27 protein-coding genes and 4 tRNA genes are annotated in these 25,694 nt (G+C 50.6%); 21 read left to right on the plus strand and 10 right to left on the minus strand.

All coding sequences use genetic code 11. The features are described 5' to 3' along the window. Window positions 1-191: 191 nt before the first annotated feature. Window positions 192-545, plus strand: coding sequence for a type II toxin-antitoxin system RelE/ParE family toxin (locus AB7038_RS06700; RefSeq protein ID WP_072871765.1), 354 nt, complete (start codon window positions 192-194; stop codon window positions 543-545). A gap of 2 nt (window positions 546-547) precedes the next feature. Beyond that, entirely contained in the window at window positions 548-850 is a 303-nt protein-coding gene (locus AB7038_RS06705; protein ID WP_046892450.1) for a helix-turn-helix domain-containing protein, read from the plus strand. 49 nt (window positions 851-899) lie between these two features. Here AB7038_RS06705 and AB7038_RS06710 read toward each other — a convergent pair. The 5 genes from AB7038_RS06710 to AB7038_RS06730 all read right to left on the minus strand — a co-directional run bounded on the left by AB7038_RS06710 (window position 900) and on the right by AB7038_RS06730 (window position 2,470). Then, window positions 900-975, minus strand: a tRNA-Asn gene (locus AB7038_RS06710). A gap of 227 nt (window positions 976-1,202) precedes the next feature. Next, window positions 1,203-1,278, minus strand: a tRNA-Asn gene (locus tag AB7038_RS06715). A 244-nt stretch (window positions 1,279-1,522) separates the two neighbouring features. After that, window positions 1,523-1,598 (minus strand) — tRNA-Asn (locus AB7038_RS06720). A 157-nt stretch (window positions 1,599-1,755) separates the two neighbouring features. Continuing rightward, a tRNA-Asn gene (locus AB7038_RS06725) sits at window positions 1,756-1,831 on the minus strand. Between the two features lie 129 nt (window positions 1,832-1,960). Continuing rightward, complete coding sequence (locus AB7038_RS06730) at window positions 1,961-2,470, minus strand: YlaC family protein (RefSeq protein ID WP_072871767.1); 510 nt, start codon at window positions 2,468-2,470, stop codon at window positions 1,961-1,963. A 460-nt stretch (window positions 2,471-2,930) separates the two neighbouring features. Between AB7038_RS06730 and cspE the strand changes: the two genes are divergently transcribed. The 15 genes from cspE (at window position 2,931) to AB7038_RS06805 (ending at window position 18,382) form a co-directional block, all read left to right on the plus strand. Further along, on the plus strand, window positions 2,931-3,143 hold the full coding sequence (gene cspE, locus AB7038_RS06735; RefSeq protein ID WP_004240014.1) for a transcription antiterminator/RNA stability regulator CspE: 213 nt from the start codon (window positions 2,931-2,933) through the stop codon (window positions 3,141-3,143). A 103-nt stretch (window positions 3,144-3,246) separates the two neighbouring features. Further along, a complete protein-coding gene (gene dsrB / locus AB7038_RS06740; RefSeq protein WP_015422621.1) occupies window positions 3,247-3,441 on the plus strand; it encodes a protein DsrB in 195 nt (64 codons plus the stop codon). 349 nt (window positions 3,442-3,790) lie between these two features. Beyond that, window positions 3,791-4,486 carry an MgtC family protein gene (locus tag AB7038_RS06745; protein WP_368888566.1) on the plus strand — a complete coding sequence of 232 codons (696 nt, stop codon included), beginning with the start codon at window positions 3,791-3,793 and terminating at the stop codon, window positions 4,484-4,486. Window positions 4,487-6,200: 1,714 nt separating this feature from the next. Continuing rightward, entirely contained in the window at window positions 6,201-6,554 is a 354-nt protein-coding gene (flhD, locus tag AB7038_RS06750; protein WP_004240016.1) for a flagellar transcriptional regulator FlhD, read from the plus strand. Between the two features lie 5 nt (window positions 6,555-6,559). Continuing rightward, on the plus strand, window positions 6,560-7,141 hold the full coding sequence (gene flhC, locus AB7038_RS06755) for a flagellar transcriptional regulator FlhC (RefSeq protein WP_004236866.1): 582 nt from the start codon (window positions 6,560-6,562) through the stop codon (window positions 7,139-7,141). 99 nt (window positions 7,142-7,240) lie between these two features. Then, on the plus strand, window positions 7,241-8,128 hold the full coding sequence (motA, locus tag AB7038_RS06760; RefSeq protein WP_004240017.1) for a flagellar motor stator protein MotA: 888 nt from the start codon (window positions 7,241-7,243) through the stop codon (window positions 8,126-8,128). 7 nt (window positions 8,129-8,135) lie between these two features. Continuing rightward, a complete protein-coding gene (motB, locus tag AB7038_RS06765; RefSeq protein ID WP_108657342.1) occupies window positions 8,136-9,137 on the plus strand; it encodes a flagellar motor protein MotB in 1,002 nt (333 codons plus the stop codon). 76 nt (window positions 9,138-9,213) lie between these two features. Next, window positions 9,214-11,280 carry a chemotaxis protein CheA gene (gene cheA / locus AB7038_RS06770; RefSeq protein ID WP_369452993.1) on the plus strand — a complete coding sequence of 689 codons (2,067 nt, stop codon included), beginning with the start codon at window positions 9,214-9,216 and terminating at the stop codon, window positions 11,278-11,280. Between the two features lie 16 nt (window positions 11,281-11,296). Continuing rightward, the gene (gene cheW, locus AB7038_RS06775) at window positions 11,297-11,794 is read left to right on the plus strand and encodes a chemotaxis protein CheW (protein ID WP_004236862.1); all 498 of its coding nucleotides are present in this window, start codon (window positions 11,297-11,299) and stop codon (window positions 11,792-11,794) included. 95 nt (window positions 11,795-11,889) lie between these two features. Then, window positions 11,890-13,575, plus strand: a complete 1,686-nt coding sequence (locus AB7038_RS06780) for a methyl-accepting chemotaxis protein (RefSeq protein ID WP_369452994.1) — start codon at window positions 11,890-11,892, stop codon at window positions 13,573-13,575. A 112-nt stretch (window positions 13,576-13,687) separates the two neighbouring features. Further along, window positions 13,688-15,262: a methyl-accepting chemotaxis protein gene (locus AB7038_RS06785; RefSeq protein WP_072871774.1), complete on the plus strand. Its 1,575-nt coding sequence runs from the start codon at window positions 13,688-13,690 to the stop codon at window positions 15,260-15,262. Between the two features lie 119 nt (window positions 15,263-15,381). Next, complete coding sequence (locus AB7038_RS06790; RefSeq protein WP_015422623.1) at window positions 15,382-16,245, plus strand: CheR family methyltransferase; 864 nt, start codon at window positions 15,382-15,384, stop codon at window positions 16,243-16,245. Beyond that, window positions 16,217-17,284, plus strand: coding sequence for a protein-glutamate methylesterase/protein-glutamine glutaminase (locus AB7038_RS06795; RefSeq protein ID WP_024473880.1), 1,068 nt, complete (start codon window positions 16,217-16,219; stop codon window positions 17,282-17,284). The genes AB7038_RS06790 and AB7038_RS06795 overlap by 29 nt, the downstream gene beginning before the upstream one ends. Window positions 17,285-17,325: 41 nt before the next feature. Beyond that, complete coding sequence (gene cheY / locus AB7038_RS06800) at window positions 17,326-17,718, plus strand: chemotaxis response regulator CheY (RefSeq protein ID WP_004236857.1); 393 nt, start codon at window positions 17,326-17,328, stop codon at window positions 17,716-17,718. A 25-nt stretch (window positions 17,719-17,743) separates the two neighbouring features. Further along, window positions 17,744-18,382, plus strand: coding sequence for a protein phosphatase CheZ (locus AB7038_RS06805; protein ID WP_072871775.1), 639 nt, complete (start codon window positions 17,744-17,746; stop codon window positions 18,380-18,382). A gap of 60 nt (window positions 18,383-18,442) precedes the next feature. Here AB7038_RS06805 and AB7038_RS06810 read toward each other — a convergent pair whose 3' ends face one another. Beyond that, a complete protein-coding gene (locus AB7038_RS06810) occupies window positions 18,443-18,766 on the minus strand; it encodes a DUF5339 domain-containing protein (RefSeq protein ID WP_072871776.1) in 324 nt (107 codons plus the stop codon). Between the two features lie 323 nt (window positions 18,767-19,089). Here AB7038_RS06810 and flhB point away from each other — a divergent pair, with 323 nt between their 5' ends. Together flhB and flhA are read left to right on the plus strand one after the other, a co-directional pair. Then, the gene (flhB, locus tag AB7038_RS06815) at window positions 19,090-20,241 is read left to right on the plus strand and encodes a flagellar biosynthesis protein FlhB (RefSeq protein ID WP_072871777.1); all 1,152 of its coding nucleotides are present in this window, start codon (window positions 19,090-19,092) and stop codon (window positions 20,239-20,241) included. Continuing rightward, the gene (gene flhA / locus AB7038_RS06820) at window positions 20,234-22,330 is read left to right on the plus strand and encodes a flagellar biosynthesis protein FlhA (RefSeq protein WP_369452995.1); all 2,097 of its coding nucleotides are present in this window, start codon (window positions 20,234-20,236) and stop codon (window positions 22,328-22,330) included. The genes flhB and flhA overlap by 8 nt, the downstream gene beginning before the upstream one ends. Window positions 22,331-22,390: 60 nt before the next feature. On the opposite strand, the gene AB7038_RS06825 is transcribed toward flhA, so the two are convergent. From AB7038_RS06825 to flgA, 4 genes are all read right to left on the minus strand, one after another. Beyond that, a complete protein-coding gene (locus AB7038_RS06825; protein WP_369452996.1) occupies window positions 22,391-23,041 on the minus strand; it encodes a hypothetical protein in 651 nt (216 codons plus the stop codon). A gap of 119 nt (window positions 23,042-23,160) precedes the next feature. Continuing rightward, window positions 23,161-23,601 (minus strand): flagella synthesis protein FlgN, encoded by a 441-nt coding sequence (locus tag AB7038_RS06830; RefSeq protein WP_368888560.1) that lies wholly within the window; start codon window positions 23,599-23,601, stop codon window positions 23,161-23,163. Further along, on the minus strand, window positions 23,594-23,914 hold the full coding sequence (flgM, locus tag AB7038_RS06835) for a flagellar biosynthesis anti-sigma factor FlgM (RefSeq protein WP_004240024.1): 321 nt from the start codon (window positions 23,912-23,914) through the stop codon (window positions 23,594-23,596). Before flgM ends, AB7038_RS06830 begins: the two co-directional genes overlap by 8 nt. Window positions 23,915-24,028: 114 nt before the next feature. Continuing rightward, on the minus strand, window positions 24,029-24,685 hold the full coding sequence (flgA, locus tag AB7038_RS06840) for a flagellar basal body P-ring formation chaperone FlgA (protein ID WP_368888559.1): 657 nt from the start codon (window positions 24,683-24,685) through the stop codon (window positions 24,029-24,031). Between the two features lie 176 nt (window positions 24,686-24,861). Here flgA and flgB point away from each other — a divergent pair, with 176 nt between their 5' ends. Both flgB and flgC read left to right on the plus strand, forming a co-directional pair. Continuing rightward, the gene (gene flgB / locus AB7038_RS06845; RefSeq protein ID WP_368888558.1) at window positions 24,862-25,278 is read left to right on the plus strand and encodes a flagellar basal body rod protein FlgB; all 417 of its coding nucleotides are present in this window, start codon (window positions 24,862-24,864) and stop codon (window positions 25,276-25,278) included. Window positions 25,279-25,283: 5 nt separating this feature from the next. Continuing rightward, window positions 25,284-25,688 (plus strand): flagellar basal body rod protein FlgC, encoded by a 405-nt coding sequence (gene flgC, locus AB7038_RS06850; protein ID WP_004236840.1) that lies wholly within the window; start codon window positions 25,284-25,286, stop codon window positions 25,686-25,688. Window positions 25,689-25,694: the final 6 nt, after the last annotated feature.

The raw sequence follows: 25,694 nt of genomic DNA on the forward strand, positions 1-25,694 counted from the left end.
TACCATGTTAATTTGCATTTCTGCGTGACCGGCGGAAAAACGGCGGTGTTGTTACAGAAACAGGCGGGGGAATTCTGAAGGTGTACCGGGATTAGCGGGATCATTGATCGGTTGTTTTTGGCGTCTGTTGTAAAATCCTCACTATTGCTTTGCACCTATATAGCATGTGATCTATATTATAAGGACATAACGTGTGGAAGATAATTACAACAGATAATTTTGCAGCGTGGTTTGCTGAGCAGGATGACGGAGATCGTACAGCAATACTGGCAGCGATGCTGGTATTGGAGAAGACAGGTCCCGGTTTATCAAGACCGTATGCGGATACTGTTAAGGGTTCGCGTTATACGAATATGAAAGAGTTACGTATACAAAGCAGAGGTCAGCCGATAAGGGCATTTTTTGCATTCGATCCTGAACGGAGAGGTGTTTTGCTGTGCGCGGGGTATAAAACCGGCAAAGAAAAACGTTTTTATATGCAGATGATCCCGCAGGCTGACCGTGAGTATACAGAATGGCTGAACAGGCCGGAAAACAGGAGTTAACAATGGGAAAATCACTCAGACAACTGCTGGCTGAGGAAAAGCCGGAAGTCGCGGCAGCAGCACGGGTTCAGGCGGACGAGATCCTGCTGAATATCCATCTGGCGGAACTGCGGGAGAAAGTGAACAAAACACAGGTGGAAATGGCACAGGCGCTGGGGATCAAACAGCCGACGGTTGCCGGGATGGAAAAACCGGGGCGCGATGTCAAATTATCCACACTGAGACGCTACGTGGACGCTATCGGCGGAAAACTGAATATTGATGTTGAACTGCCGGACGGCACACATTATATGTTCAGGGTCTGATACGAAATACGGCGGATAAAACAGGGAAATAAACAGGAGAAGTAAACGTTGGCTCCTCCAGCTGGACTCGAACCAGCGACATACGGATTAACAGTCCGCCGTTCTACCGACTGAACTATGGAGGAACATCTTCAACGCGGGGTGCATAGTAGTGCGGCGGGGCGGGTTTGTCAAAATGAAAAAATAACTTTTTGAATCGTTTGCTTTGTTTGTGATCACTTTGCAGGAAATAACAGCAAAAAGCATAATTTCTGCCTGTAAATCAGTCAGTCATGAAAAATAAAAACAGGCAGACAGAAATTACCGGATGGCAGAAACGAAAAAGCCCGCTCAGTGAGCGGGCTCTTAAATATGGCTCCTCCAGCTGGACTTGAACCAGCGACATACGGATTAACAGTCCGCCGTTCTACCGACTGAACTATGGAGGAAGCGTGTTCTCTGTGAGAACGGGGTGCATAATAATGTGGTCAGAACGGATTGTCAAAGCGAAAATCAGAGATTGTGATCTGTTTGCCGTACTTATGAGCATTCCGGCGGAATAATCATCAAAATCACGGGGTTAACAGGTATAAATCCGGATTTTCATCTGCAGGATATTAATCAAAAACAGTGCGGGAGAGGAGGGGGCGGCTGAAATGAAAAAAGCCTGCTCACTGAGCAGGCTTTTAAATTTGGCTCCTCCAGCTGGACTTGAACCAGCGACATACGGATTAACAGTCCGCCGTTCTACCGACTGAACTATGGAGGAATTGCGTTCTCGTGAGAACGGGGTGAATCATAGCTATCCTGCGGCGGCTTGTAAAGGGCAAAATGCAAAAAAATGACTGAGTGGCTAAGGCTTGAGCAATCGCGGATAAGCAGGGACAAAAACGAAAAAGCCCGCTCAGTGAGCGGGCTCTTAAATATGGCTCCTCCAGCTGGACTTGAACCAGCGACATACGGATTAACAGTCCGCCGTTCTACCGACTGAACTATGGAGGAAGCGTGTTCCCTTGGGAACGAGGCGCATATTAACGGGGTGCCCCGGTTGTGTCAACGGGAAAAAGACAATTTTATTCTGTTTGTTCAGCAAGTAACCCGGATGGGTGAAAAACAGGCATAAACAGTGGGTTAAGCAGCACCTTTCATCCAGTGGGAGCGTGGTTTTTCCGGATGCGCTTCCGGGTACGCCATCAGATGAAGATCATAAAATGACACGGTACCTTTTGTTTCTGTCATGTGGCGGATCTCCTGTTTCAGTGAATCACTGACCTGCGGGTGGTCAAGTAACGCCGCCAGGGTTTCCGGGGGCACAACTTCACTGACAAACCATTCGCCGTTGTAGCACACCCGCAGATCCAGCACGCCGATATCCGAAAAGCGGTAAACCGGTTTGACCTCAAACAGCAGAACCGCGGCCATCACCAGGAACAGAGCACTGAAACCGAGCAGCCAGTAAAAGCCGAAGTAGGGCGCATAATAAATAAGAACACCCAGAACAAGATAGGACACCACCATCGCCAGACATAAATAAGGATAGGTGCGGATAAAATGACTGCTGAAGCGGGGTTTTCCGTCCCGCTTTTCACGCTGGTTGATATTATCAAGAGCGCCGGTAATAAGTGTTCTGACGACATCCATATGAATGACCTCCGCAGGTCTGCTGACTATTCTGATACATTATATTAACATGTCCGGTACACAACCGCGCAGAACAGTTGCGGGGTTTGTGAGGGGGAACTGTTATGATGCGGGGATTATTAAGAATAGTCTTATTTGACTTAAGTCTGGTGTGATTGCCGGTTCAATACGCTGAAATTGCAGACAATTAACCCAACAAAAGTTAATAAATATGAGCTCTTTCACTTTTTTTAAAATTCACGGTAATAAATCAGTTGCTATTCATCCCCACTCATGAGTTAATGCTTGCGGCCCTAAAAAGAGCAGCTTTATGTATGACAACTGAGTTTGAGCGTTTAAGTTGAGTGTTATCCAGGATAGCCTTTGACCGTTTCATATGCTGTGTGCCTCCATTTAGTTTTTGCTTCCGGCCAGTACCTGCCAAAATGGCAATGCATTTATTTATATATAGGAAAGTCACATGTCTGACAAAATGAAAGGTCAAGTTAAGTGGTTCAACGAATCTAAAGGCTTTGGTTTCATCACTCCAGCTGATGGCAGCAAAGATGTTTTCGTTCACTTCTCTGCCATTCAGGGCGCAGGTTTCAAAACCCTGGGCGAAGGCCAACAAGTAGAATTCACCATCGAGAATGGTGCTAAAGGCCCGGCTGCAGCTAACGTAACTCCGCTGTAAGATATAGCCAAACCGAATTCCAAGCCTGCCGCGTAAGTGGCGGGCTTTTTTTATACCTGATTTTTATACTGATCACGCTATCGTGACAACCGGGAGCCGGATGATGCAGATTGACGATACAGTTTATGTCAAAACCGATGCGGATGAGCCGCGTGAAGGCCGGATATTACTGATCGAACCGTTTAGTGAAGGTGTGATGTATCTGGTGGCGTTGCCGGAATATCCGGAGGGGATTTGGTTTTTCAATGAAAAAGAGGGCGGGGATGGTGTATTCATCACGCCGAAAAATAATTTCTGACTTTACATATTTTCGCGGACATCCTATACTCCGCGCATCTTTTCTGAACAGAGGACCCGGATTTGGACAGTCACAGTTATAACTCAATTAACTGATCCGGCACACTTTTCTCTTCTGAAACTGTCTGCCGGAATGATGATGGCGGGCAGCACCTCTCTGCGGTACTGCACCTTTTTATTGATACAGATGATCTGCCGGTTCCCGGTCGTATCACTGCTACAGGTATGCAGTATGTTTATTGTTTCTCACGCACTCTTTCCTCCCGGTTACTGAGCAGAATTTTCAGTGATTTTTACTTTTTTCTGCTGTTAACACCTGATGCCATGGCGTCTTTCGGGTGGAGGTTACTATGTTTGCAATTCCTTATTTACTCAATTTACTGGCGGCGCTGGCACTTGGCGCACTGATTGGCGCGGAGCGTCAGTGGCGTCAGCGGATGGCCGGTCTGCGCACCAATGCTCTGGTGGCAGTAGGTGCCGCTGTATTTATCTTAAGTTCGGTGGCCACATCACCGGACAGTCCGGGACGGATAGCCGCACAGGTGGTTTCCGGGATCGGTTTTCTCGGGGCCGGCGTTATTATGCGTGAAGGCATGAATATCCGCGGGCTGAATACCGCCGCGACATTGTGGTGTTCAGCCGGTATAGGTGTGTTGTGCGGGCTGGGGGAATTCGGCCCTGCGGTAACGGCGGCACTGGTTATCTTATGTGCCAATATTTTGCTGCGGGAAGCCGCGCAGCGCATCAATGCCCGGCCGGTCATTCACGCCACGGATCTGGTGCAGGATTATAAAATCCGTGCCGTCTGTCATGAAAAGGATGAAATTCTGGTCAGAACCGTGATCCTGCAGGCGCTGAATGGTTCACATGTCCGGTTGCACTCACTCAGCAGTGCGGATACTTCCGGCGGAAAACTGGAGGTTTGTGCGGAAGTGCGTGCCACACCGGCAGAGCAGAAGGAGATAGAAGGCATTGTTTGCCGGGTCAGCCTGGAAAGAAGTGTCAGTGCGGTCAACTGGATGATTGCCTCTGAACTGCCGGTCTGATGCCTTTCTGTGCGTAATCAGTAACTATCGCTATTATTTTAATAAAGTCTTAAGGTTTATGCCGGTGGTTATTCCACCGGCTTTATTCTGTGTATCAACAGAATATTTATATTTAGTGATAATTTTTGATGGGGAAGGCGGGGTGTTTTTTACTTATTTTAAGAATAAAGCACCAAATCCTCAGCTGTCCGGCTGATGGAAAGTGCCGGATTAGTGTCACACTACGGCAGATTTTTTTGTGGCAATAAAGTGGGTTCCGGAGCGGAGAGCGTGATACCTGTCATAAATATCGCCCCTGATTTCAGAAATTTTTCAGAAAAACAGCAATAAACCGTGATGACAATCACAATCTGATAACATTTTATCTGTAATCAGGCGATGGTGTAAAAAGCGCAGGATCGCAAATTTTGATCTGCTTACTGATTTTCACTGCTGCGGGACAAAGAACACTATTCTGCGAGCCTGAATAGCGTGAAATAATTACCCTGAATCGTCACAAGAACGAGGTACACTTTTAATTTGTAAAAACAAAAGTATATAGTAACACAATGTTACTATATTTTGGGTTATTACTTCAGGCACGTTATCACATGACAATGCTACATTTAATTAACGACTTTGCTAATAGGAAAATGCCGGGATTGTGATGGCATGATGCCATTTCTGTGACAGAAGGATGTCAGTGTATTTTTCAGAACAATAACCGGCTTACCAGAGAGGCCCCCGGGTTTATAAAAGTATCATCCGAAGGTATATACATAACCTTATCCTCTCCGGAAAGACAAATAAGTGAGCGTATAAAAAGAGAGAAGCATTATTTTTTAAAAAGAAATAAAGACAACCTGAATAGAAAGTCACAACAATGAATTAAATTCATTTAATCTTCAGGTACCTTCCCGCCAAATAAACACCCGGCATTAACATAAGATAATTTTATGTTTTGTCATCATGAACGGCTATTTTTTGTTAAAAATAACTAAACATTGATCCATGTGGGCATCATGCGATGTTCACAATTTCACATTGTTGTCGCATGGTCTTAAACCGGGTGAAAATGAACTAAATCGAACTTTATATAACCGTTTTTGTGAAAAATAAGAGTTTTGTACCGCTATTTTTGCTAAGTATACCTTCGGAAGATAGGGTAAAGCAGAGTTTCCCAATAAAGCTCATTGATCTGGATCAATATAGACAGTCACATTATATGATTGGTGCAATGAACCTGAGTCACACACATTTTGAGTCATATTTGCCTGAAGATTATTGACATTTGGCTTATGGGAGTTATAAGTGCGGTGAGTATTTGGGATATGGTGAGACAAAATATAATTAATAGTAAAATTGTACTAATGCATAATGGGATGTTCATCTTTCTCTGTCAAAAACAAACATCAGTGGCTTGAATAGTTAATTTTGTGGTGCATAATAAATAACGTCTATAAATGATATAAGATGATTCAGACATTAAATAAGCTTGTGCTGATTTTAATCGTTACTTTTATTGTTTACAGGTATTCCTGATATGTATTTAATTTAAGTTTACTTTTGTGTGTTTCGCACGCATGCCGGATATTTATATGGATTGGCAGTAAACAATGGAATGAGCTTCTCCGGTATTTATAACATTACGTAAAACAGGATCTCCGGTATCACACAGCGCCGGAGATAGTTTCTGCTGTACTTTGATGCTGCTGATATTCGGAAAGGAAAAAAAATGAGCCAGACGACTGATTTTCTGAAGCATATTTATGATATTAACCTCTCATACCTGCTGTTAGCCCAAAAACTTATTGCTCAGGAAAAAGCTTCTGCCATGTTCCGCTTAGGCATTAACGATGCAATGGCAACTACGTTAGCAAACCTTACGCTCTCTCAATTGGTCAAATTAGCAGAAACCAATCAGCTAATCTGTCAGTTCAGATTTGAAAGCAGCGAAACCATTGAAAAACTCACACGCGATTCCCGCGTGGATGAATTACAACAGGTTCACACCGGAATTTTACTGTCAACCCGTCTGCTGCAAACGCACGGCGCGGCTGGCACTGACTCACACGCAAGAAAAAGATAAGTATCATGGCCGAAAAAAGTATCATCAAAGAGGCTCAGGATATCCGTCTCGCGATGGAATTAATCTCTCTGGGTGCTCGTCTTCAGATGTTGGAAAGTGAAACTCAAATCAGCCGCGGACGCCTTATCCGCCTCTACAAAGAGCTGCGCGGATGTCCGCCCCCGAAAGGCATGCTGCCGTTTTCCACCGACTGGTTTATGACGTGGGAACAGAATATTCACGCCTCCATGTTTTATAACGCCTACGAGTTCCTGATGAACAGCGGACAGTGCACCGGTGTTGATGTGATAGTAAAGGCTTACCGGCTGTACCTGGAGCAGTGTCCTCCGGCGCCCGGTGAAGAGCCGTTGCTGGCACTGACCCGCGCCTGGACCCTGGTGCGTTTTGTGGAGAGCGGAATGCTTCAGCGTTCAGTCTGCAGTTGCTGCAGCGGGTCATTTGTCACCTACGCGCACATCCCTGAAAACAGTTTTACCTGCAGTTTGTGCCAGCCGCCGTCACGGGCAATAAAAAAACGTAAACTTTCCGCACTTCCCGCCGATATTACGCTATATCGAGAGGATGGCATTGCCAAAGCGGTAATGTGACTGGATTGATTTGGTAAACAGGCAAATCCGTTTTGCCTGTCCTTCCTGAAAATTCCCTTTGACTGCCATCCGATACCTAACTGAGTTAAAGGGAATAGTGTGTTAATACTCATCGGATACATCATTGTTACGGGCACGGTCATCGGCGGCTATCTGATGGTTGGCGGCCATATGGGCGCACTTTATCAACCCGCTGAATTTGTTATTATTTTAGGTGCCGGTTTTGGTGCATTTGTCGTCGGTAACAGCGGGAAATCCATTGTTGCCCTGGGTAAAGTACTGCCGCGTCTGTTCCGGCGCTCCTCTTACAACAAAGCGATGTCAATGGATCTGATGGCGCTGTTGTTCCAGTTACTCAATAAATCCCGCCAGCAGGGGCTGCTTGCCCTGGAAAAAGATATCGAAAATCCGCAGGAGAGCGATATTTTTTCCCAGTACCCGCGCATTCTTAAAGATCCGGCTGCACTGATGTTCCTGGTGGATTATCTGCGTCTGATGATCACAAGTAACCTGCAAAGCCATGAAATTGAAGCCCTGATGGATGAAGAGCTGGAAACCTTCCGTCAGGAGAGTGAAGTGCCGGCTTCCGGCCTGAACATGGTCGGGGATTCCATGCCGGCATTCGGTATTGTTGCCGCCGTTCTCGGGGTGGTCAATGCGCTGGGTTCTGCTGACCGTCCGGCCGGTGAACTGGGGGCGCTGATTGCTCATGCCATGGTCGGGACATTCCTCGGTATTCTCGTTGCGTACGGCTTTATTCTGCCGCTGGCGTCACTGATCCGCCTGCGCAGCGGTGAACAGCTGAAAATGCTGGAATGTATCAAAGTCACGTTCCTTTCATCCTTACAGGGTTATCCGCCGCAAATCGCGGTTGAATTCGGCCGTAAAGTCCTGTTCAGCGCCGATCGTCCGTCCTTTACCGAGCTGGAAGATAAAGTCCGTGAAGTAAAAGTCAGCCACCGTACCGAAGCACAGGACGGGGAGTAAACCGACGATGAAACCGGGCAATACGCATATTATCCGCGTCAAAAAGCGGGGCGGTCACGGGCACGGCGGCGGACACGGCGGGTCATGGAAGATTGCTTACGCTGACTTTATGACCGCCATGATGGCGTTCTTCCTGGTGATGTGGCTGATTTCTATCTCCAGCCCGCAGGAGCTGACTCAGATCGCGGAATACTTCCGCACGCCGCTGAAAACGGCCATTAATCCGGGAACAAAAACCGGAGATGCCACCAACCCGATTCCGGGCGGCGGCAAAGACATCATTTATAAAGACGGCGATACACTGCCGGATCCGGACAGCATGCAGGAAGAGCAGGGGCAGGATGAAGCCGGTCGTTTTGAGAAACTGAAACAGGATCTGGAGCAGGCGATTCTCAAAGATCCGCGTCTGAATGAACTGAAACCGCATCTGCTGATTGATACCACCGATGACGGACTGCGTATCCAGATTGTCGACAGTGCCAACCGCCCGATGTTTATGGTCGGCTCCACCCATGTTGAGCCGTATATGCGTGACATTCTGCGGGCTATCGCGCCGATCCTCAATGATGTACCGAACCGCATCAGTATTTCCGGACATACTGATGATCTGCCGTATGCCAACGGCGGCAATTACAGCAACTGGGAGCTGTCTGCCGAACGCGCCAATGCCTCGCGCCGTGAACTGGTACGCGGCGGGATGGCTGAGAACAAAATTCTGCGGGTGGTCGGAATGGCATCTTCCATCCATCTGGATAAAAACGATGGACTTGCACCGGTGAACCGCCGTATCAGCATCATTGTTCTGAATGAGTCGGAGATGGCAAATATTCTCCATGAATATGAGGGTGCTGTTCCTATTACCGATTTACAGCAGCTGAAGCAGTTACCGGCGCCGCATACAGAGATACCGGCTCCGCCGGAGATCCCGCCGGAAAGGGTGCCGGAACCGGCGGCACCGGATCAGACACCGCCGCAGAACAGCGCTGCGGCGGCGGATACAACACAATAAACAGGATGGACAGGTACTGCCGGATTGCCGGCAGTACCTGTCAGCCGTAACACAAGAAAAAAATTGGATAACCGCGATGGATATAACCGAGTTTTATCAAACGTTCTTCGATGAAGCCGACGAGCTGCTCCGGGATATGGAACAGCACCTGCTGGAGCTTGACCCCCGGGATCCGGACAGTGAACAGCTCAATGCTATCTTCCGCAGCGCACACTCCATTAAAGGTGGTGCGGCAACATTCGGATTCACGCTGTTGCAGAAAACCACGCACACCCTGGAAAACCTGCTTGATAAAGCCCGCCATGATGAGCTGACACTGACGCCGGATATCATTGATGTCTTCCTTGATACCAAAGATGTGATGGGCTCGCAGCTGGATGCCTACAAGAGCGACACACTGCCGGATGAAGAAAGCTTCAACCGTATCTGCGAAGTGCTGGGGCATGTGGAGCAGAGTGTGGCAGATTCCGCTGTTGTCACGGAAAGTGCCGCGCCGGAGCCGGTCAGTGAAACCGCAGAAATTACCGCCGCGCCGGAGGAGAACAGCACAGTACCGGAAACCGGTTTTTCACATCATTTCACGTTTACACTCAGTAAGTTAAAGGAGAGCGAAGTCGCTCTGCTGGCCGATGAGCTGTCACTGTTCGGCACGGTATATAAAACCGAACAGGGCACCGATACCCTGAAAGTCTGGCTGGGCACCAATACTGCGATTGATGACATCAGCGGCGTGCTCTGCTTTGTGGTGGATGATTCTCAGATTGCGTATGAGGAAACACCGGCAGCGGAATTAACCGCTATGCTGGCCGCAGACAATACCCCGGCAGAGCCGGAAGAAGAAATCGTCAGCGCACCGGCTGCGGCACCGGCAGCAGTATCGTCATCTGCTCCGGCTGCGCGCAAAGCACCGGCTGCGGCGGCGAAAAATAAAGGTGACAGCGGCAGTATCCGTGTGGCGGTGGAAAAGGTGGATCAGTTGATCAACCTGGTCGGTGAGCTGGTGATTATCCAGTCAATGCTGACCCAGCACAGCCAGCAGGTGGATCAGGCGGAATATGCGGAACTGCTCAGTTCCATTGTTCAGCTGGAACGCAACTCGCGGGCACTGCAGGAATCTGTCATGTCTATCCGCATGATGCCGATGGATTATGTCTTCAGCCGCTTCCCTCGCATGGTGCGCGATATCGCCTCAAAACTGAATAAGAAAATCGAACTGAAAGTGGAGGGCAGCTCCACCGAACTCGATAAGAGCCTGATCGAGCGGATTATTGATCCGCTGACCCACCTGGTGCGCAACAGTCTCGACCACGGTATTGAGAAACCGGATGTCCGCGCGGCAAACGGCAAACCGGAGGCCGGGACACTGACCCTGACGGCGGAACACCAGAGCGGCAATATCTGCATTGAAGTGCGGGACGACGGTGCCGGTCTGAACCGGGAACGGATCCTGGCCAAAGCCCGCCAGCAGGGCATGGATGTGCATGACAACATGACCAACGATGAAATCGCGATGCTGATTATGGCGCCGGGTTTCTCCACCGCCGAAGTGATCACCGATGTCTCCGGCCGTGGTGTGGGCATGGATGTGGTGAAACGGAACATTCAGGATATGGGCGGCCGCATTCAGATTGGTTTCACTGAAGGACGCGGCACTATCACCCGCATTCTGCTGCCGCTGACCCTGGCTATCCTCGACGGTATGTCCGTCAAAGTGGCGGACGATGTCTTTATTGTTCCGCTCAGCGCCATTATCAGCACACTCCAGCCGCGCCAGGAAGACATTTACCGCCTTGCCGGAGAGGAAAAAATGCTGCTGGTACGCGGCGAATATCTGCCGCTGGTGGAAATGCATCAGGTCTTCGGTATTGAAGAAGCGGAGCGTGATCTGGCGAAAAGTATCGCCCTGATTGTTCAGAACGCCGGTAACCGTTACGCCCTGCTGGTTGACAGACTGATCGGACAGCAGCAGGTGGTGGTGAAAAATGTTGAAAGTAATTACCGCAAAATTCCGGGGATCTCTGCCGCTACCATTATGGGCGACGGTTCTGTCGCACTGATCATTGATGTGGCGGAACTGCAGCGGATGAACAACGAAATTTTGTGCAAAAAGAAACTGAACACGTCACACGTCGTGATGCAATAAACAAAGGTAAATAACCATGTCGATGATGGATGAAGATTTAAACAAACTCGATGAAGAGAAAAACGGCGAAGGGTACCTGATTTTTACCCTGGGCGAAGAAGAGTACGGCATTGAGATCCTGAAAGTACAGGAAATCCGTGGTTATGAGCAGGTCACCCGTATTGCGAATACCCCGGATTTTATCAAGGGTGTCACTAACTTACGCGGTGTGATTATCCCGATTATCGATCTGCGCGTGAAGTTCTCCCATCAGAACGTCACTTACAACGACAACACTGTGGTGATTGTGGTCAATCTGAAAGATCGTGTGGTGGGGATTGTGGTGGACGGTGTGTCTGACGTGCTGGTGCTCAAAGATGAGCAGATTGCTCCGGCACCGGATTTCGCGGTCACATTATCAACCAAATACCTGACCGGCCTGGGCACCATCGGTGACCGGATGCTGATCCTGGTGGATATCGAAAAGCTGCTTTCCAGCGAGGAAATGGCACTCATCGACAGCATGGCTGAATGATAATTCAGCCGGATAGTTTTGGTTAATCCATCACTAAAGTTTTTTGTCGTGTGACCGATATCAAAAATACAATAACACTATGCCAGTAGAAAATTATGTATAGCAGAATTAAAATTGTATCAGGGCTTTTATCCGTTATTCTTATATTTGTACTGATGCAGCTGGCATCCAGCGGGCTGATGTTCAGCAAGCTGGGTGATAACCGCGACAGTATTCATTTTCTGGACTCACTCCAGCGCCAGAGACAGGTTCTGACCCAGAGCTGGGTTAACCTGATCCAGGCCCGTGCCAATTTAAACCGGGCGGCAAACGGCTTTCTGCTCAGAGAGCACACCTTTAAAGACGATGCCACCCCGGATGAGCTGATCAAACAGGCCACCCGTCAGTTAGCGGATGCAGATGCTGCGTATGCCCGCTACATGAAAATGATGGAGGGCACCAGTTATGACAAGGCGAAGTTTGAAAAGCTGCTCTCCACCTATGAAACCTACCGTAATGCACTGACCCGGCTGATGTCCTATGTCCGTGAGGATCAGCTGGAACAATTCTACACCTACGCTACATCCGGCTATCAGATGAAGTTCGAGGAGCAGTTTAATGCTTACTTCGACAGTATTTCTGCGGCGTTTCAGGAAGAAGTGCAGAGCGCGGAAGATAACTTCAGTGAATCTCTGTATATGCTGATTGCGCTGGCCATTATCCTCGCGCTGATCAGTCTTATCAGTTACCGCTATGTACAGCGCGGTATTATTCTCCCGCTCAATGGTCTGGTTGATCGCATCAAAATCTTTGCTGCCGGTGACCTGACCCCGACAGTCGCGGTGAACGGTAATAATGAAATCGCTGAACTGGGCCGTGGTGTGCAGCACATGCAGCAGGAGCTGATTAATACGGTGCGTGGTGTGCGCGACGGCAGCGAAAACATCTATCAGGGTACCAGCGAAATCGCCGCCGGTAACAATGATCTGTCTGCCCGTACCCAGGAACAGGTTGCCTGTCTGGAGCAGACTGCTGCCAGCATGGAAGAGCTGACCGCGACGGTGAAACAGAACACCGAATACGCCCATCAGGCCAGTGAATTTGCCGGTCAGGCTTCCGACATCGCCCGTGAAGGCGGCAAAGTGGTGTCCAACGTGGTGAATACCATGCTGAATATCGCTGACAGTTCACAGAAAATTTCCGATATCACAGCCGTTATCGACAGCATTGCGTTCCAGACCAATATCCTGGCTCTGAACGCGGCGGTTGAAGCTGCCCGTGCCGGTGAACACGGCCGTGGTTTCGCGGTAGTGGCGGATGAAGTCCGTAACCTGGCGCAGCGCAGCGCGGATGCGGCAAAAGAGATCAAAATCCTCATCGAAGACTCGGTATCCCGTACCGGAACCGGTGCCCGTCAGGCAGAAGATGCCGGTGAAACCATGACCAAAATCGTGGAGTCCGTTACCCGCGTCACCGACATCATGGCGCACATTGCCACGGCATCCGATGAGCAGAGCAAAGGTATTTCACAGGTCAGTATTGCAGTTGCTGAAATGGACAAAGTGACGCAGCAGAACGCCTCACTGGTTGAGCAGTCTGCGGTGGCGGCAAATGTGCTGGAAGAACAGGTGGCGAAACTGTCACAGCTGATAGCCATTTTCCGCTTACCGGCCTTGAAGCACAGGGACGATAAACACACTGAACCGGCGGCAAGAACGATTTCCAATGTCGTGAAAACCCCGGATCTCAGCAAAATATCATCGAAGAACCATCAAGATGATGACAATTGGGAAACTTTTTAACGACGCGTCTGTGCTTTGCGCTGTCAGGGAAACCTGACGGCGCTTTTGTGCATCACAGCGATAATAACAACCGAAGCAGGTGAGCCCGGCCGGACGCAGTGGGGATAGCATTATGTTTGGTAAGAGAATACGGATTTCTGTCAGTTTATATCTGTTGCTTATTTTCTTTTGCGGCATGCAGATAGTGTCCAGCGGATTATCGCTGGGGATTGTTTCATCTGAATTATCGTCACTGGAACGGGTCGATCTCGGCTCAAAAAAACGGGCATTGCTGGTGTCTTCTTATGAAGATCTGATGCAGGCCCGTAACCTGCTTACCCAGGTTGTTGTACATATCAAAGTCGGCTCTGAAGAGAGCGATATCCGCCAGGTCAAAGCGGCGTTTGATTTGCTGCTGGATAAAGCGGCAGAAGATTACAGTAAGTTCAAATCCCAGCCGGTTCTCAGTGAAAAAGAGGATTTTGCCGGTATTGAAGAACAGTATCAGTCTTACCTCGGTGTGATTAAAGAACTGCGCGGTTACATTGATCACGCCAATATCCCCGCCTATGTGGAACACCCGACCCAGATGTATCAGGACAGAATGGGGGCAGTGGTGAATGATTATCTGGCACTGCTGGATGAAGAGAGCCGCAGTGCGATTGAGTCCGGTACGTTCTATAACCGGCTGGCGTGGATCATGTTCTTCGGCGTTACCGCCACCATTCTGCTGATTTCCGGTCTGGCTCATTTCTGGATGCGTTACAAAGTGATTAATCCGCTCACCAGTATGAGCGAGCACTTTATGCAGGTTGCACAGGGCAAACTGAACCAGAAGATAGAAGTGACCACCCGCGATGAAATCGGCGAGGTATTCGGCCAGCTTAAACTGATGCAGGAGTCACTGGCAGAATCTGTTACAAACCTTCGCCTGAATACAGACCAAATGTATACCGGAATTCGGGAGATTGCCCTGGGCAATAATAATTTATCATCACGGACAGAACAGCAGGCTGCATCCCTGGAGGAAACCGCCGCCAGTATGGAAGAGCTGACTGCGACGGTGAAACAGAACGCCGATAACGCCCGTCAGGCCAGTGAACTTGCGGTAACAGCATCGAAAACGGCGAGCCGCGGTGGCCAGATCACCGGGAGCGTGATTGAGACCATGACCTCGATTGCCAACAGTTCGCAGAAGATCAGCGCCATTATCAGCGTGATCGACGGTATTGCCTTCCAGACCAACATCCTGGCACTGAACGCCGCCGTGGAAGCCGCCCGTGCCGGTGAGCAGGGGCGCGGATTCTCCGTGGTTGCCGGTGAGGTGCGTGCGCTGGCACAGCGCAGTGCGGATGCCGCGAAAGAGATTAAATCTCTGATTGATGAGTCAGTTGACCGCGTCGGCCAGGGAACGCAACTGGTGGACAGCGCCGGTAAAACAATGGAAGAACTGGTCACCGCGGTGAACCAGGTGACGGAACTGATGAGCGAAATCGCGTCTGCCTCCAACGAGCAGAGCCGTGGTATCGAGCAGGTGGCAACCGCCGTCAGCCAGATGGATCTGGTGACCCAGCAGAACGCCGCACTGGTTGAGCAGTCAACAGGTGCAACAGCCGCGCTGGAAGATCAGGCGAATAACCTGGTCGACACGGTCGCTTTCTTTGAGCTGCCGGATAACAGGGGCACTCAGTCCGGCTTTGCCGGCTGACAGTCCTGATCACCACCTGACACCGGTTCGTATCGCAGACACCGGTGGCAGGGGGTAACTGATCGGTTTGTACTGAAGACTGTCAGTGAATCGTTTTTACCGAAAGGACAACAAGTACGATGCTTTTTGCGCCACAGATAGAACCACTCACAGATGATGAGTTTGGTCGGGTGTGCCGGTTTATTCATAAAAAGTCAGGCATCGTCCTTAGCATGAATAAAAAGAATATGGTCTACAACCGCCTGTTAAAGCGGCTCAGAGACTGCAATATGAGCACATTCGCCGAATACCTGCGTTTGCTGGAACGGGAGCCGCTGCACCCGGAATGGCAGGCATTTATTAACGCAATGACCACCAATCTGACCGCATTTTTCCGGGAGCCGCATCACTTTCAGACACTGACTGACTTTATCCGTCCCCGCCGTAACCAGCCGATCACTATCTGGTGCGCGGCTGCCTCGACAGGGGAAGAACCGTATTCGATCGCCATGACACTCAGTGATGTTCTCGGTGCGAACGCCATGAATGCCAAAGTGATCGCCAGTGATATCGATACCGAAGTTCTGGAGAAGGCCCGCAAGGGTGTCTACCGTATCGAAGAGCTGAAAAGCCTCAACGCCCTTCAGCGTCAGCGCCATTTTATGAAAGGGGTCGGGGAATATGAAGGCTATGCCCGGGTCAAACCGGCGCTCGGCCGGATGATTGATTTCCGTTATCTGAATCTGACGGACAACGACTGGCAATTCCAGGGGCAGTTCGATGCCATATTTTGTCGTAATGTCATGATTTATTTCGATAAGGATATGCAGAAACAACTACTGGAACGTTTTGTTCCGCTACTGAAGCCTGACGGGCTGCTGTTTATCGGGCACTCGGAGAACTTATCACAGTTATCTTCGCGTTATGTCATCAGAGGACAGACTGTGTACAGCATTCAGGCGGCCGGGAGAAGTGATGAAAAAAATAAAAGTACTTTGCGTTGATGACTCGGCGCTGATGCGCCAGTTAATGCGTGAAATTATTAACAGCCATCCGGATATGACCGTGGTGGACGTGGCACCGGATCCGTATGTTGCGCGTGATCTGATTAAACAGCATGAACCGGATGTGGTGACGCTGGATGTGGAAATGCCGCGGATGGACGGTATCGATTTTCTGGAAAAACTGATGCGCCTGCACCCGGTACCGGTGGTGATGGTCTCCACACTGACCTCCAAAGGCTCGGAAGTGACGCTGAAAGCCCTGGAACTCGGGGCTGTGGATTTTGTCACCAAACCGCAAATCGGGATCCGCGAAACCATGATGAGTTACCGTGACCTTATCGGTGAAAAAATCCGTGCCGCGGCGATGTCAAAAATCACGCAGGGTAACCGCTTCCGCCGTCAGGAAAAAGTGACAGCGGCACCGGCGGTGATAAGCAAACCGCTGTCATCGTATGTCTGCCATAACCGTCTGATTGCGGTGGGGGCATCGACCGGCGGAACAGAAGCTATCCGTCAGTTCCTGGAGATGCTGCCGCCGGAGTGTCCGCCGGTGGTGATCACCCAGCATATGCCGGCCGGTTTCACCCGTTCGTTTGCCGAGCGCCTGAACAAGCTTTGTGCGCTGACGGTAAAAGAGGCGGAACACGGTGATGTGCTGCGCAAAGGGCATGCTTATATTGCCCCGGGCGATGCGCATATGCTGATCGCGGATAAAGGTCAGGGTTATCAGGTGGTGCTTCAGCAGACACCGCCGGTAAACCGTCACCGTCCGTCCGTGGATGTGCTGTTTGACTCTGTGGCCGAATGTGCCGCCCGCAAATGCATCGCGGTCCTGCTGACCGGTATGGGCATGGACGGTGCGCGCGGCATGCTGAATCTGCGTCAGAAAGGCGCGGTCACGTATGCCCAGGATGAGCGCAGCTGCGTGGTCTTCGGTATGCCGAGAGCGGCGATTGAACTGAATGCGGTCGATGAAATTCAGGATCTCGTCAAAATTGCCCCCAGTGTGCTGGGCAGACTTGCTGCCGTTTCCGCCTGACGGAACCGGCAATTATTCATTGTATTATTGCAGGAGTGGTTATGGCCGCTAAAGATTTGAATTTTCTGGTAGTTGATGATTTTTCCACCATGCGCCGTATTGTGCGTAACCTCTTAAAAGAGTTGGGCTACAACAAAATTGAAGAGGCGGAAGACGGTGTGGATGCGCTGGAGAAAATCCGTGCGGGTCAGATTGATTTCGTGGTGGCGGACTGGAACATGCCGAATATGGACGGGCTGGAGCTGCTGAAAACCATCCGCGCGGATGATGCACTCAAACACATCCCGGTCATGATGGTGACCGCTGAAGCGAAAAAAGAAAACATTATTGCCGCCGCTCAGGCCGGTGCCAGCGGCTATGTTGTCAAGCCGTTCACTGCCGCGATCCTCGAGGAAAAACTGAATAAAGTCTTCGAAAAAATGGGTCTGAACTGAGGGGCTTCAGCAGAAGGAAAGCAGGATGAAGGAAAATAAATCAACGGACAGAAACAAAAACAGTGATGATGATTTAAAACAGATCATCACCCGGGTCGGTTTTTTAACGAGGATGTTAAGAGAGAGCATGCGTGAACTGGGATTAGAAAAGGGCGTGCAGCAGGCGGTCGCGACAATTCCGGACGGAAAAGACAGGCTGCGCTACATCGCTCAGATGACTGCACAGGCGGCGGAAAAAACACTCAACGGCATCGACACTATCAAGCCGCTGCAGGTAAAAATGCACGAGGACGCGCTGGATTTGCAGGCGCGCTGGCAATCCTGTCCGTCAGCGGAGGTCGATCCGGCCCTGCAGGAATCCACCATGGCGTTTATCCGCCGGGTGATTGACGGTAGTGCGGTGACCAAAAGTGAGTTACTGGAAATTATGATGGCTCAGGATTTCCAGGATCTGACCGGTCAGGTTGTGAAAAAAATGATGGAAGTGGTGGAAGAGACAGAGAAACAGCTGCTGTTTCTGCTGATGGAGAACACCCCTGCGGAAATCCGTGCAAAACATCCGGCCGACAGTCTGAAAAACGGGCCGCAGATTGATCCGAAAGGGACCAATGTGATGGCATCACAGTCACAGGTTGATGATCTGCTCGATGAGCTGGGTTTCTGATATAAAAAAACCGCAGCAGGGATGCCGCGGTTCAGAATGGTCAGTCTGTCACAACGGAAATCAGATACCCATTGCCTGCTTAATCTGAGCCATTGCGTCGCTGCCTGCTTTGCATGCTGCGTCCTGCTGCTCTTTCGGCAGTGTTGCGATTTGTTTTTTCGCGTCGTCAAACTGTTTCAGCATTGGTTCTAACTGTGCTTTAGCCGCTTCGCTGTCACCGGCTTTCTCAGTTGCTTTCTTCACTAAATCATCGACTTCAGCAAAGTATTTGTTACAGGTTTCAGTTGCACCCGGAACGGATGATGCTGATTTTTCTTCGCCGGAACACGCAGTCAGAGCCAGAGCCATTAAACCCAGAGAGCAGGCTAAAATTGTTTTTTTCATCAGTGAGTACCTTGTGATTATCGTGGAATAAAACAGTGGCAAATTATAAAGTACCGGTAACAACTGCCTATCGGAATTGTTCCTAATTTAACACTCAGTGCGAAATACGGGCTTTCATCAGGTTCAGCGGCTTAATTTGACTATATTGCGTTGCTGACCACTGCCTGCGGGTGTCATGAAGTGATTTTCTGCTGATAAATTCGTCACTTCTGCTTTAATCAGGGAATTACACCGTTAAGACTGGTCATTTTCCACCATTGAATTTGCCGCACTCTGTCATGCTATAGCCATAAGCAAAATCCCGGCAGACGGCGGAGGTGTGAGTGTCTGATGAAAGTGATGTGGAAAAAACAGAAGAACCCACCCCCCACAAAAAACAGAAAGCCAAAGAAGACGGACAGATTGTCCGCTCCAAAGAACTCAGCTCACTGATGATGATGCTGGCCGGTGTCAGCCTGCTGTGGTTAAGCGGCGGCCATCTGGCGGGACAACTGCGTGATATTTTTCGTCAGGGATTTCTCTTTGATAACTTTTATCTGCAGAATCCGGGGCTGATGCTGCGTTTTCTCGGAAAAGTCATTGGTGAAGCGTTATTTGCGATGCTGCCGGTTGTCGGCGGACTGGCGTTGGTCGGTATTTCTGCGTCGGCACTGGTCGGCGGACTGGCGTTTAACACCAAATCCATCAAGTTTGACCTGACAAAACTGAGTCCGCTGAAGGGCTTTAAACGTATTTTTTCCATGAATGCGCTGGCCGAATTATTCAAGGCGATTCTTAAATCCCTGCTGATTGGCCTGGGTGCATGGATTTTTTTATGGCAGGCGTGGCCGTCACTGCTGCATCTGGCGATGGAATCCCCGTCAACGGCAATGACAAACGCGATGCAGAAAGTGATTTTTGCCGGTTACCTCATCATCTTTATGCTGATCCCGATGGTGGCGTTTGATGTGTTCTGGCAGTTCCGTTCGCACCTGAAAAAGCTGCGGATGAGCCGCCAGGAAATCAAGGATGAATTTAAACAGCAGGAGGGTGATCCGCAGATAAAAGCCAAAATCCGTCAGCAGCAGCGCGCGATGGCGCGTAACCGCATGATGGCGGATGTGCCGCAGGCGGACGTGATTGTGACCAACCCGACTCACTACGCCGTTGCCCTGAAATATGACGAGAAAAGAATGACCGCACCGAGAGTACTGGCTAAAGGTGCCGGGGTGCTGGCACAGCGGATCAAAGAGATAGGTGCGGAGAACCGCATTCTGCTGCTGGAAGCACCACCGCTGGCGCGGGCACTTTACCGTCATGCCGAGGTGGGACAGTCAATTCCGGTGGCACTGTATTCCGCCGTGGCGGAAGTGCTGGCATGGGTGTTTCAGCTGCGCCGCTGGCGTCGTGAAGGCGGCCTGAAACCGAAAAAACCGAAGAATTTACCGGTGCCAAAGGCACTTGATTTTGTTGGAGAAAATACCCGAAATGGCTAATCTGGCTGCACTTTTGAGATTACCGAAAACGATGCAGGGAGCACAATGGCAGTTACTTGCCGGGCCGGTCCTCATCCTGATGATCCTGTCAATGATGGTACTGCCGCTGCCGGCGTTTGTGCTGGATTTGCTGTTTACCTTTAATATCGCGCTGTCCATTATGGTACTGCTGGTGGCGATGTTCACCCGGCGTACCCTCGATTTTGCCGCGTTCCCGACTATCCTGCTGTTCTCCACCTTACTGCGTCTGTCACTGAACGTGGCATCCACCCGTATCATCCTGATGGACGGGCACACCGGTCCTGCCGCTGCGGGCCGGGTGGTGGAGGCGTTCGGGCACTTCCTGGTCGGCGGTAACTTTGCTATCGGGATTGTGGTCTTTATCATCCTGGTATTAATCAACTTTATGGTTATCACCAAAGGTGCGGGACGTATCGCCGAAGTCGGTGCGCGCTTTGTGCTCGATGGCATGCCGGGCAAACAGATGGCGATTGATGCGGACTTAAACGCCGGGATCATCAATGATGAAGAGGCCAAACGCCGCCGTGCGGAAGTGACCCAGGAGTCCGATTTCTACGGTTCAATGGACGGGGCCAGTAAGTTTGTCCGCGGTGATGCCATCGCCGGGATTATGATCATGGTGATTAACGTGATCGGCGGCCTGATTGTCGGTGTGGCTCAGCACCATATGGCGCTGGGCGATGCGGCCAGCACCTATACCCTGCTGACCATCGGTGATGGCCTGGTGGCGCAGATCCCGGCACTGATTATCTCAACCGCAGCCGGTGTGATTGTGACCCGCGTGGCGACGGATGAAGATGCCGGTGAACAGATGGTCACCCAGCTGTTCAATAACCCGCGTGTGATGTGGCTGAGTGCCGGGGTTCTGGGTCTGCTGGGGCTTATCCCTGGCATGCCGAACTTTGTGTTCCTGCTGTTCACAGTGGCGCTGGCAGCTCTCGGCTGGTATCTGGTGAAGAAAAGCAAAGAGCCGGTCAAAGAGACGGAAAACAATGTGCAGGAGCAGCAGTTCCGTGAGGCCAATAAAGTCACGGAAGCGACCTGGGATGATGTGGTGGCGGAAGATCTGCTGGCGATGGAAGTCGGTTACCGGCTTATTCCGCTGGTGGATAATGACCAGCAGGGCGAGCTGCTCGGGCGGATCCGCGGACTGCGCAAAAAATTTGCCCGGGAAGTCGGCTATCTGCCGCCGGTGGTGCATATCTGTGACAACCTTGAGCTGGCACCGACCGCTTACCGCATCCTGATCAAAGGAGCGGAAGCCGGACGCGGCGAGGCTCAGCCGGGCCGCTGGCTGGCGATTGATCCGGGCAATGCGGCAGGCTCTCTGGAAGGGGATGCCACACAGGAGCCGGCATTTGGTTTACCGGCAGTGTGGATTGATGATGATCTGCGTGAGCAGGCTCAGATTCAGGGTTACACCGTGGTTTCAGCCAGTACGGCGGTGGCGACACACTTTAATCAGATCCTGCTGGAATACGCCAGTGAGCTGTTCGGCCGTCAGGAAGCACAGATGCTGTATGACCGCGTGAAGAAAGAGATGCCGAAGCTGGCTGATGATCTGATCCCGGATACCTTATCGCTGACGATTTTCCACCGTGTGCTGCAAAATTTGCTGACCGAAAATGTCATGATCCGCGATATGCGTACCATTATTGAAACCCTGGCAGAGCAGGTCGGTGAGAATGGTGAGCAGAAAGATACCGATGTTCTGACATCTCAGGTGCGGATAGCACTGGGACGCGCAATCACTCAGCAGTGGTTCGGGGCATCAGGGGAAATTCAGGTGATTGGTCTGGATGCGGGGCTGGAACAGATCCTGTTGCAGGCAGCGAAAAGCGGCGGCGGTCTGGAGCCGAATCTGGCGCAGAATATCGAAATGCAGGCGATGAGCGCGGTACAGCATCAGGAAGCTATGGGAGCACCGACAGTATTGCTGGTTAATCACTCACTGCGTCTGATTTTATCCCGCTTCCTGCGCCGCAGTCTGCCGCAGCTGGCGGTGATGTCCAACCTTGAACTGAATGACCGCCGTCAGATACGGATGACCTCCATGATCGGCGGCTGAGGCCGGACAATATAATCACGATAAAAGGAACCCGCGTAAGCCGGTTCCTTTTTTTTATATTCAGCCGGGCTGAATATGTTCCGCAATCCATTTTTGTGCCTGTGATTTTATCTCTGCCGAAAACCCGCTGCGGACCCGGTTGATCAATATATTGTCACTTCCCCGCGATGACATTAATCCCCATAAATGCGCCGACCGGCACATTATCAGTAGAATCTCACCGCGTTGTGCTTTCGGGATTAAGGTTTCCCGCAGATAGCGCTGAGCAGCCCATGCAGAGGGCAAACAGTTAGCTATTTTCTCCGCCTTACTCATATCTTCCGAGGCGTACGGAAGAAGATTTAACACCGCTGTATTTTTCGCGGCTGTATCAATGTCACCGCCGAATAAACTGTTGGCACGCGGCGTGAACCAGCGGTCCCAGCCGGGAAGTTTATGCGGATAAGACTGATCGCCCTGTAACTGCCGGAACAATAAGTGGCGGTTATGATGTTGAGAAACGGTGTCCTTTGAGGGGTTATCTGCGCCGGGATTGGCATAACACAATACCACTTTTGCGGTTTTCAGCGGACCGAAATACGGGCCCGGCGGGAAATCAAAATAAAAATCATCGCCGTATAATCCGCGAAGTTCCTGTAACACCATGACATCATCCCGGTGCTGATAGCGTTCAGCCAGCATTTCAGGCTGCCAGAAAGAAAATAAAGACATAAGGTGAGCGTGTCCTGTCTATCTGAGTGATATCAGGAAAATACAGCAGTGAAGCGGAATGATAAACAGCGTAATAATACGAGGAGGGAGATTAACTGCCGGGGAAGGGCAGTTAATTATCAGACGGAGATTTTTTTACCGAGTACCGGTGTGCGGGATTCCTGACCATCAGCGCCGTAAGTCGCCTGGTTATTATGTTTCTTCATAAAATCCAGCCGCTCCTGATTAAACTGCATATGCATTTTCAGCATCTGATGATTGCGGTAATTCATCTCTTTCAGCGTCAGGGTAAGGTCTTTGATCGCATTCCAGACAGTGTGCATGGTTTCATTATTGTCATAGGGCGCACACAGCCCGGCTTCCTGCTCAAGTGCCTGACGGCGGGTTTCATTATGGCCGATAGCGGCGACCAGAAACCGTTTTTGTTCCGTGGCTTCCTGAAACGGAGATTGCGGAACACGCGGGTAGCCGAGTAACAACTCTTCATTTTTCATCACCTGATGCAGTGACTGTAAATGAGAGAGTTGTTGATCCAGCAGCGGCAGAAGTTGATCAGTCATTTTTATCGGCACTGTCCATGGATAACATGCACTCATGCGCATCGCGCAGCAGACCGTCAGCGATTTTACCGGCATCCATCCGTAATGTGCCGTCTTTCAGCGCCTGTTTGATTTCTGCCACCCGTGCAGTATTAATGTCGTTTTTACCCGGCGCAAGCAGCTGCTTCTGAAGTTCACTCGGCGAAAATGCGCTTTCGCGGACAGTCTCTTCGGCCTGAACTTTTTTATCGCGCACCGGCGCGGTCAGTTCTTTCGGGTCGCGGTTAGTCACTTTGGTCAGTGCTGAAATCGCGGATGTTTGCTCAATTGCCATATCTGTTTTCCTTTTCCCGATCTGTATGAGATGGAGGGGCGCCTCCCTTGTGCTCATTGTTTATCGGCAATCTTATCTGAAACTTTATAACTAAATTCATCACGCAGCATATAACTACAGTGATACTTTCACGCTGCCGTTTTCAAGGGCTTCACCGCTGACCACCTGACCATTCACCAGCCGGACCCGGATAGTGGTTCCGGCGGCGGCATTATTAATGGCACGGCCTTCATATTTTACCGAGAAATTATCACCATCCGCCATGACAAACACACTTTGTCCGGCTTTTATTGCCCAGGCTTTGCGGGTCATAGAGGCGACATAAGTCTGTCCGGCATCAATATTGCGCAGGGTAATGGCACCGCGGAGGGCTATTTTATCGGTAACCGCGCCCGCAGGCAATTTGTGAAGCAAACCGCGTTTTGTGCCGATATCCACAAGCTGAACAGTCTCACCACGCTGAATCTGACGGGTTGCCACGTAATACTGGCCGGTGACATTTACGGTCAGCTGCATAAAAGTGCGTTTTTTTCCGCATAACACCGGCAGTGAAACATTGCCGGTGTTGCGTCCGCCCGCCGGCAGTTGCAGTACCGGGTCTTTACAGGCGGGCCAGCGGTCGATCGGGGTTTTTATCTCAACAGATACCTGCATCGGTTTCGGATGCAGCTGACGGAAGTAACGGTTGATATCTTCCGGTAAACCGGCGTGTGCGGAGGCGGAAAACACCAGTAATCCGCTGATAAACAGGGTGCGGTAACGGGATATCATTTTCTTCTCCTTGCACAAACACGGTTATTTCTGATGGTCGCAGTTTACGCAATTTCCGCACTGTTGAATCCGGTAAATAGGTTGGTTATTTCGCGTTTATCCCGCCATTAGATTTTCCCGGGGCGGATAATATACCTGTCACTAAAACAGGCGTAACACATCAACAGAGGGCAGACATGCTTGATAAGTTAAATGCCACGTTTGCATTTCAGCAGCAGGCACTTTCGCTGCGGGAAACGCGTCAGACAATCCTGGCATCCAATATTGCCAATGCGGATACCCCCGGGTATCAGGCACGGGATATCGATTTCAGCCGCCAGCTGAAACAGGCGATGAATAACGGCACGGTGAAAAACGGCGGCCTGGCAATGACTGTGACCGCAAAAGGTCATATCAGCGGACACGGTGCCGCAATACCGTCAGCAGTTGATCTCAAATACCGGGTTCCGTATCAGACATCGATGGACGGCAATACCGTGGATATGGATGTTGAACGCAGTCAGTTTGCTGATAACACCCTGAAATATCAGGCTGACCTGACCTTTATTAACAGCCGCGTGAAAAGCATGCTGGCTGTCTTACAGCAAGGGTAATCACCATGGCATTACTGAGTATTTTTGATATTTCCGCCTCTGCACTGACCGCGCAGTCCCAGCGTCTGAACGTCAGCGCCAGTAACATGGCGAACGCCGAAAGTGTCGCAGGACCGGACGGCGAACCGTACCGCGCGAAACAGGTGGTATTTCAGACGGCACCGCAGGGGCGCTATGACATCGGCGGCGTGAAGGTCAGCCAGCTGATTGAAGACCCGGCACCACCACGTCTGGAGTACAAACCCGGCCATCCCCTGGCCGATGAAAAAGGGTATGTGCGTATGCCGAACGTGGATACGGTGGGAGAGATGATCAACACCATTTCTGCTTCCCGCAGCTACCAGGCAAACCTGGAAGTGATGAACACAGCCAAGGTGCTGTTGCAGAAGACGTTAACCCTCGGACAGTAACGGAGT

This window comes from Morganella morganii (assembly GCF_041099235.1).
Lineage (GTDB): Bacteria > Pseudomonadota > Gammaproteobacteria > Enterobacterales > Enterobacteriaceae > Morganella > Morganella morganii_E.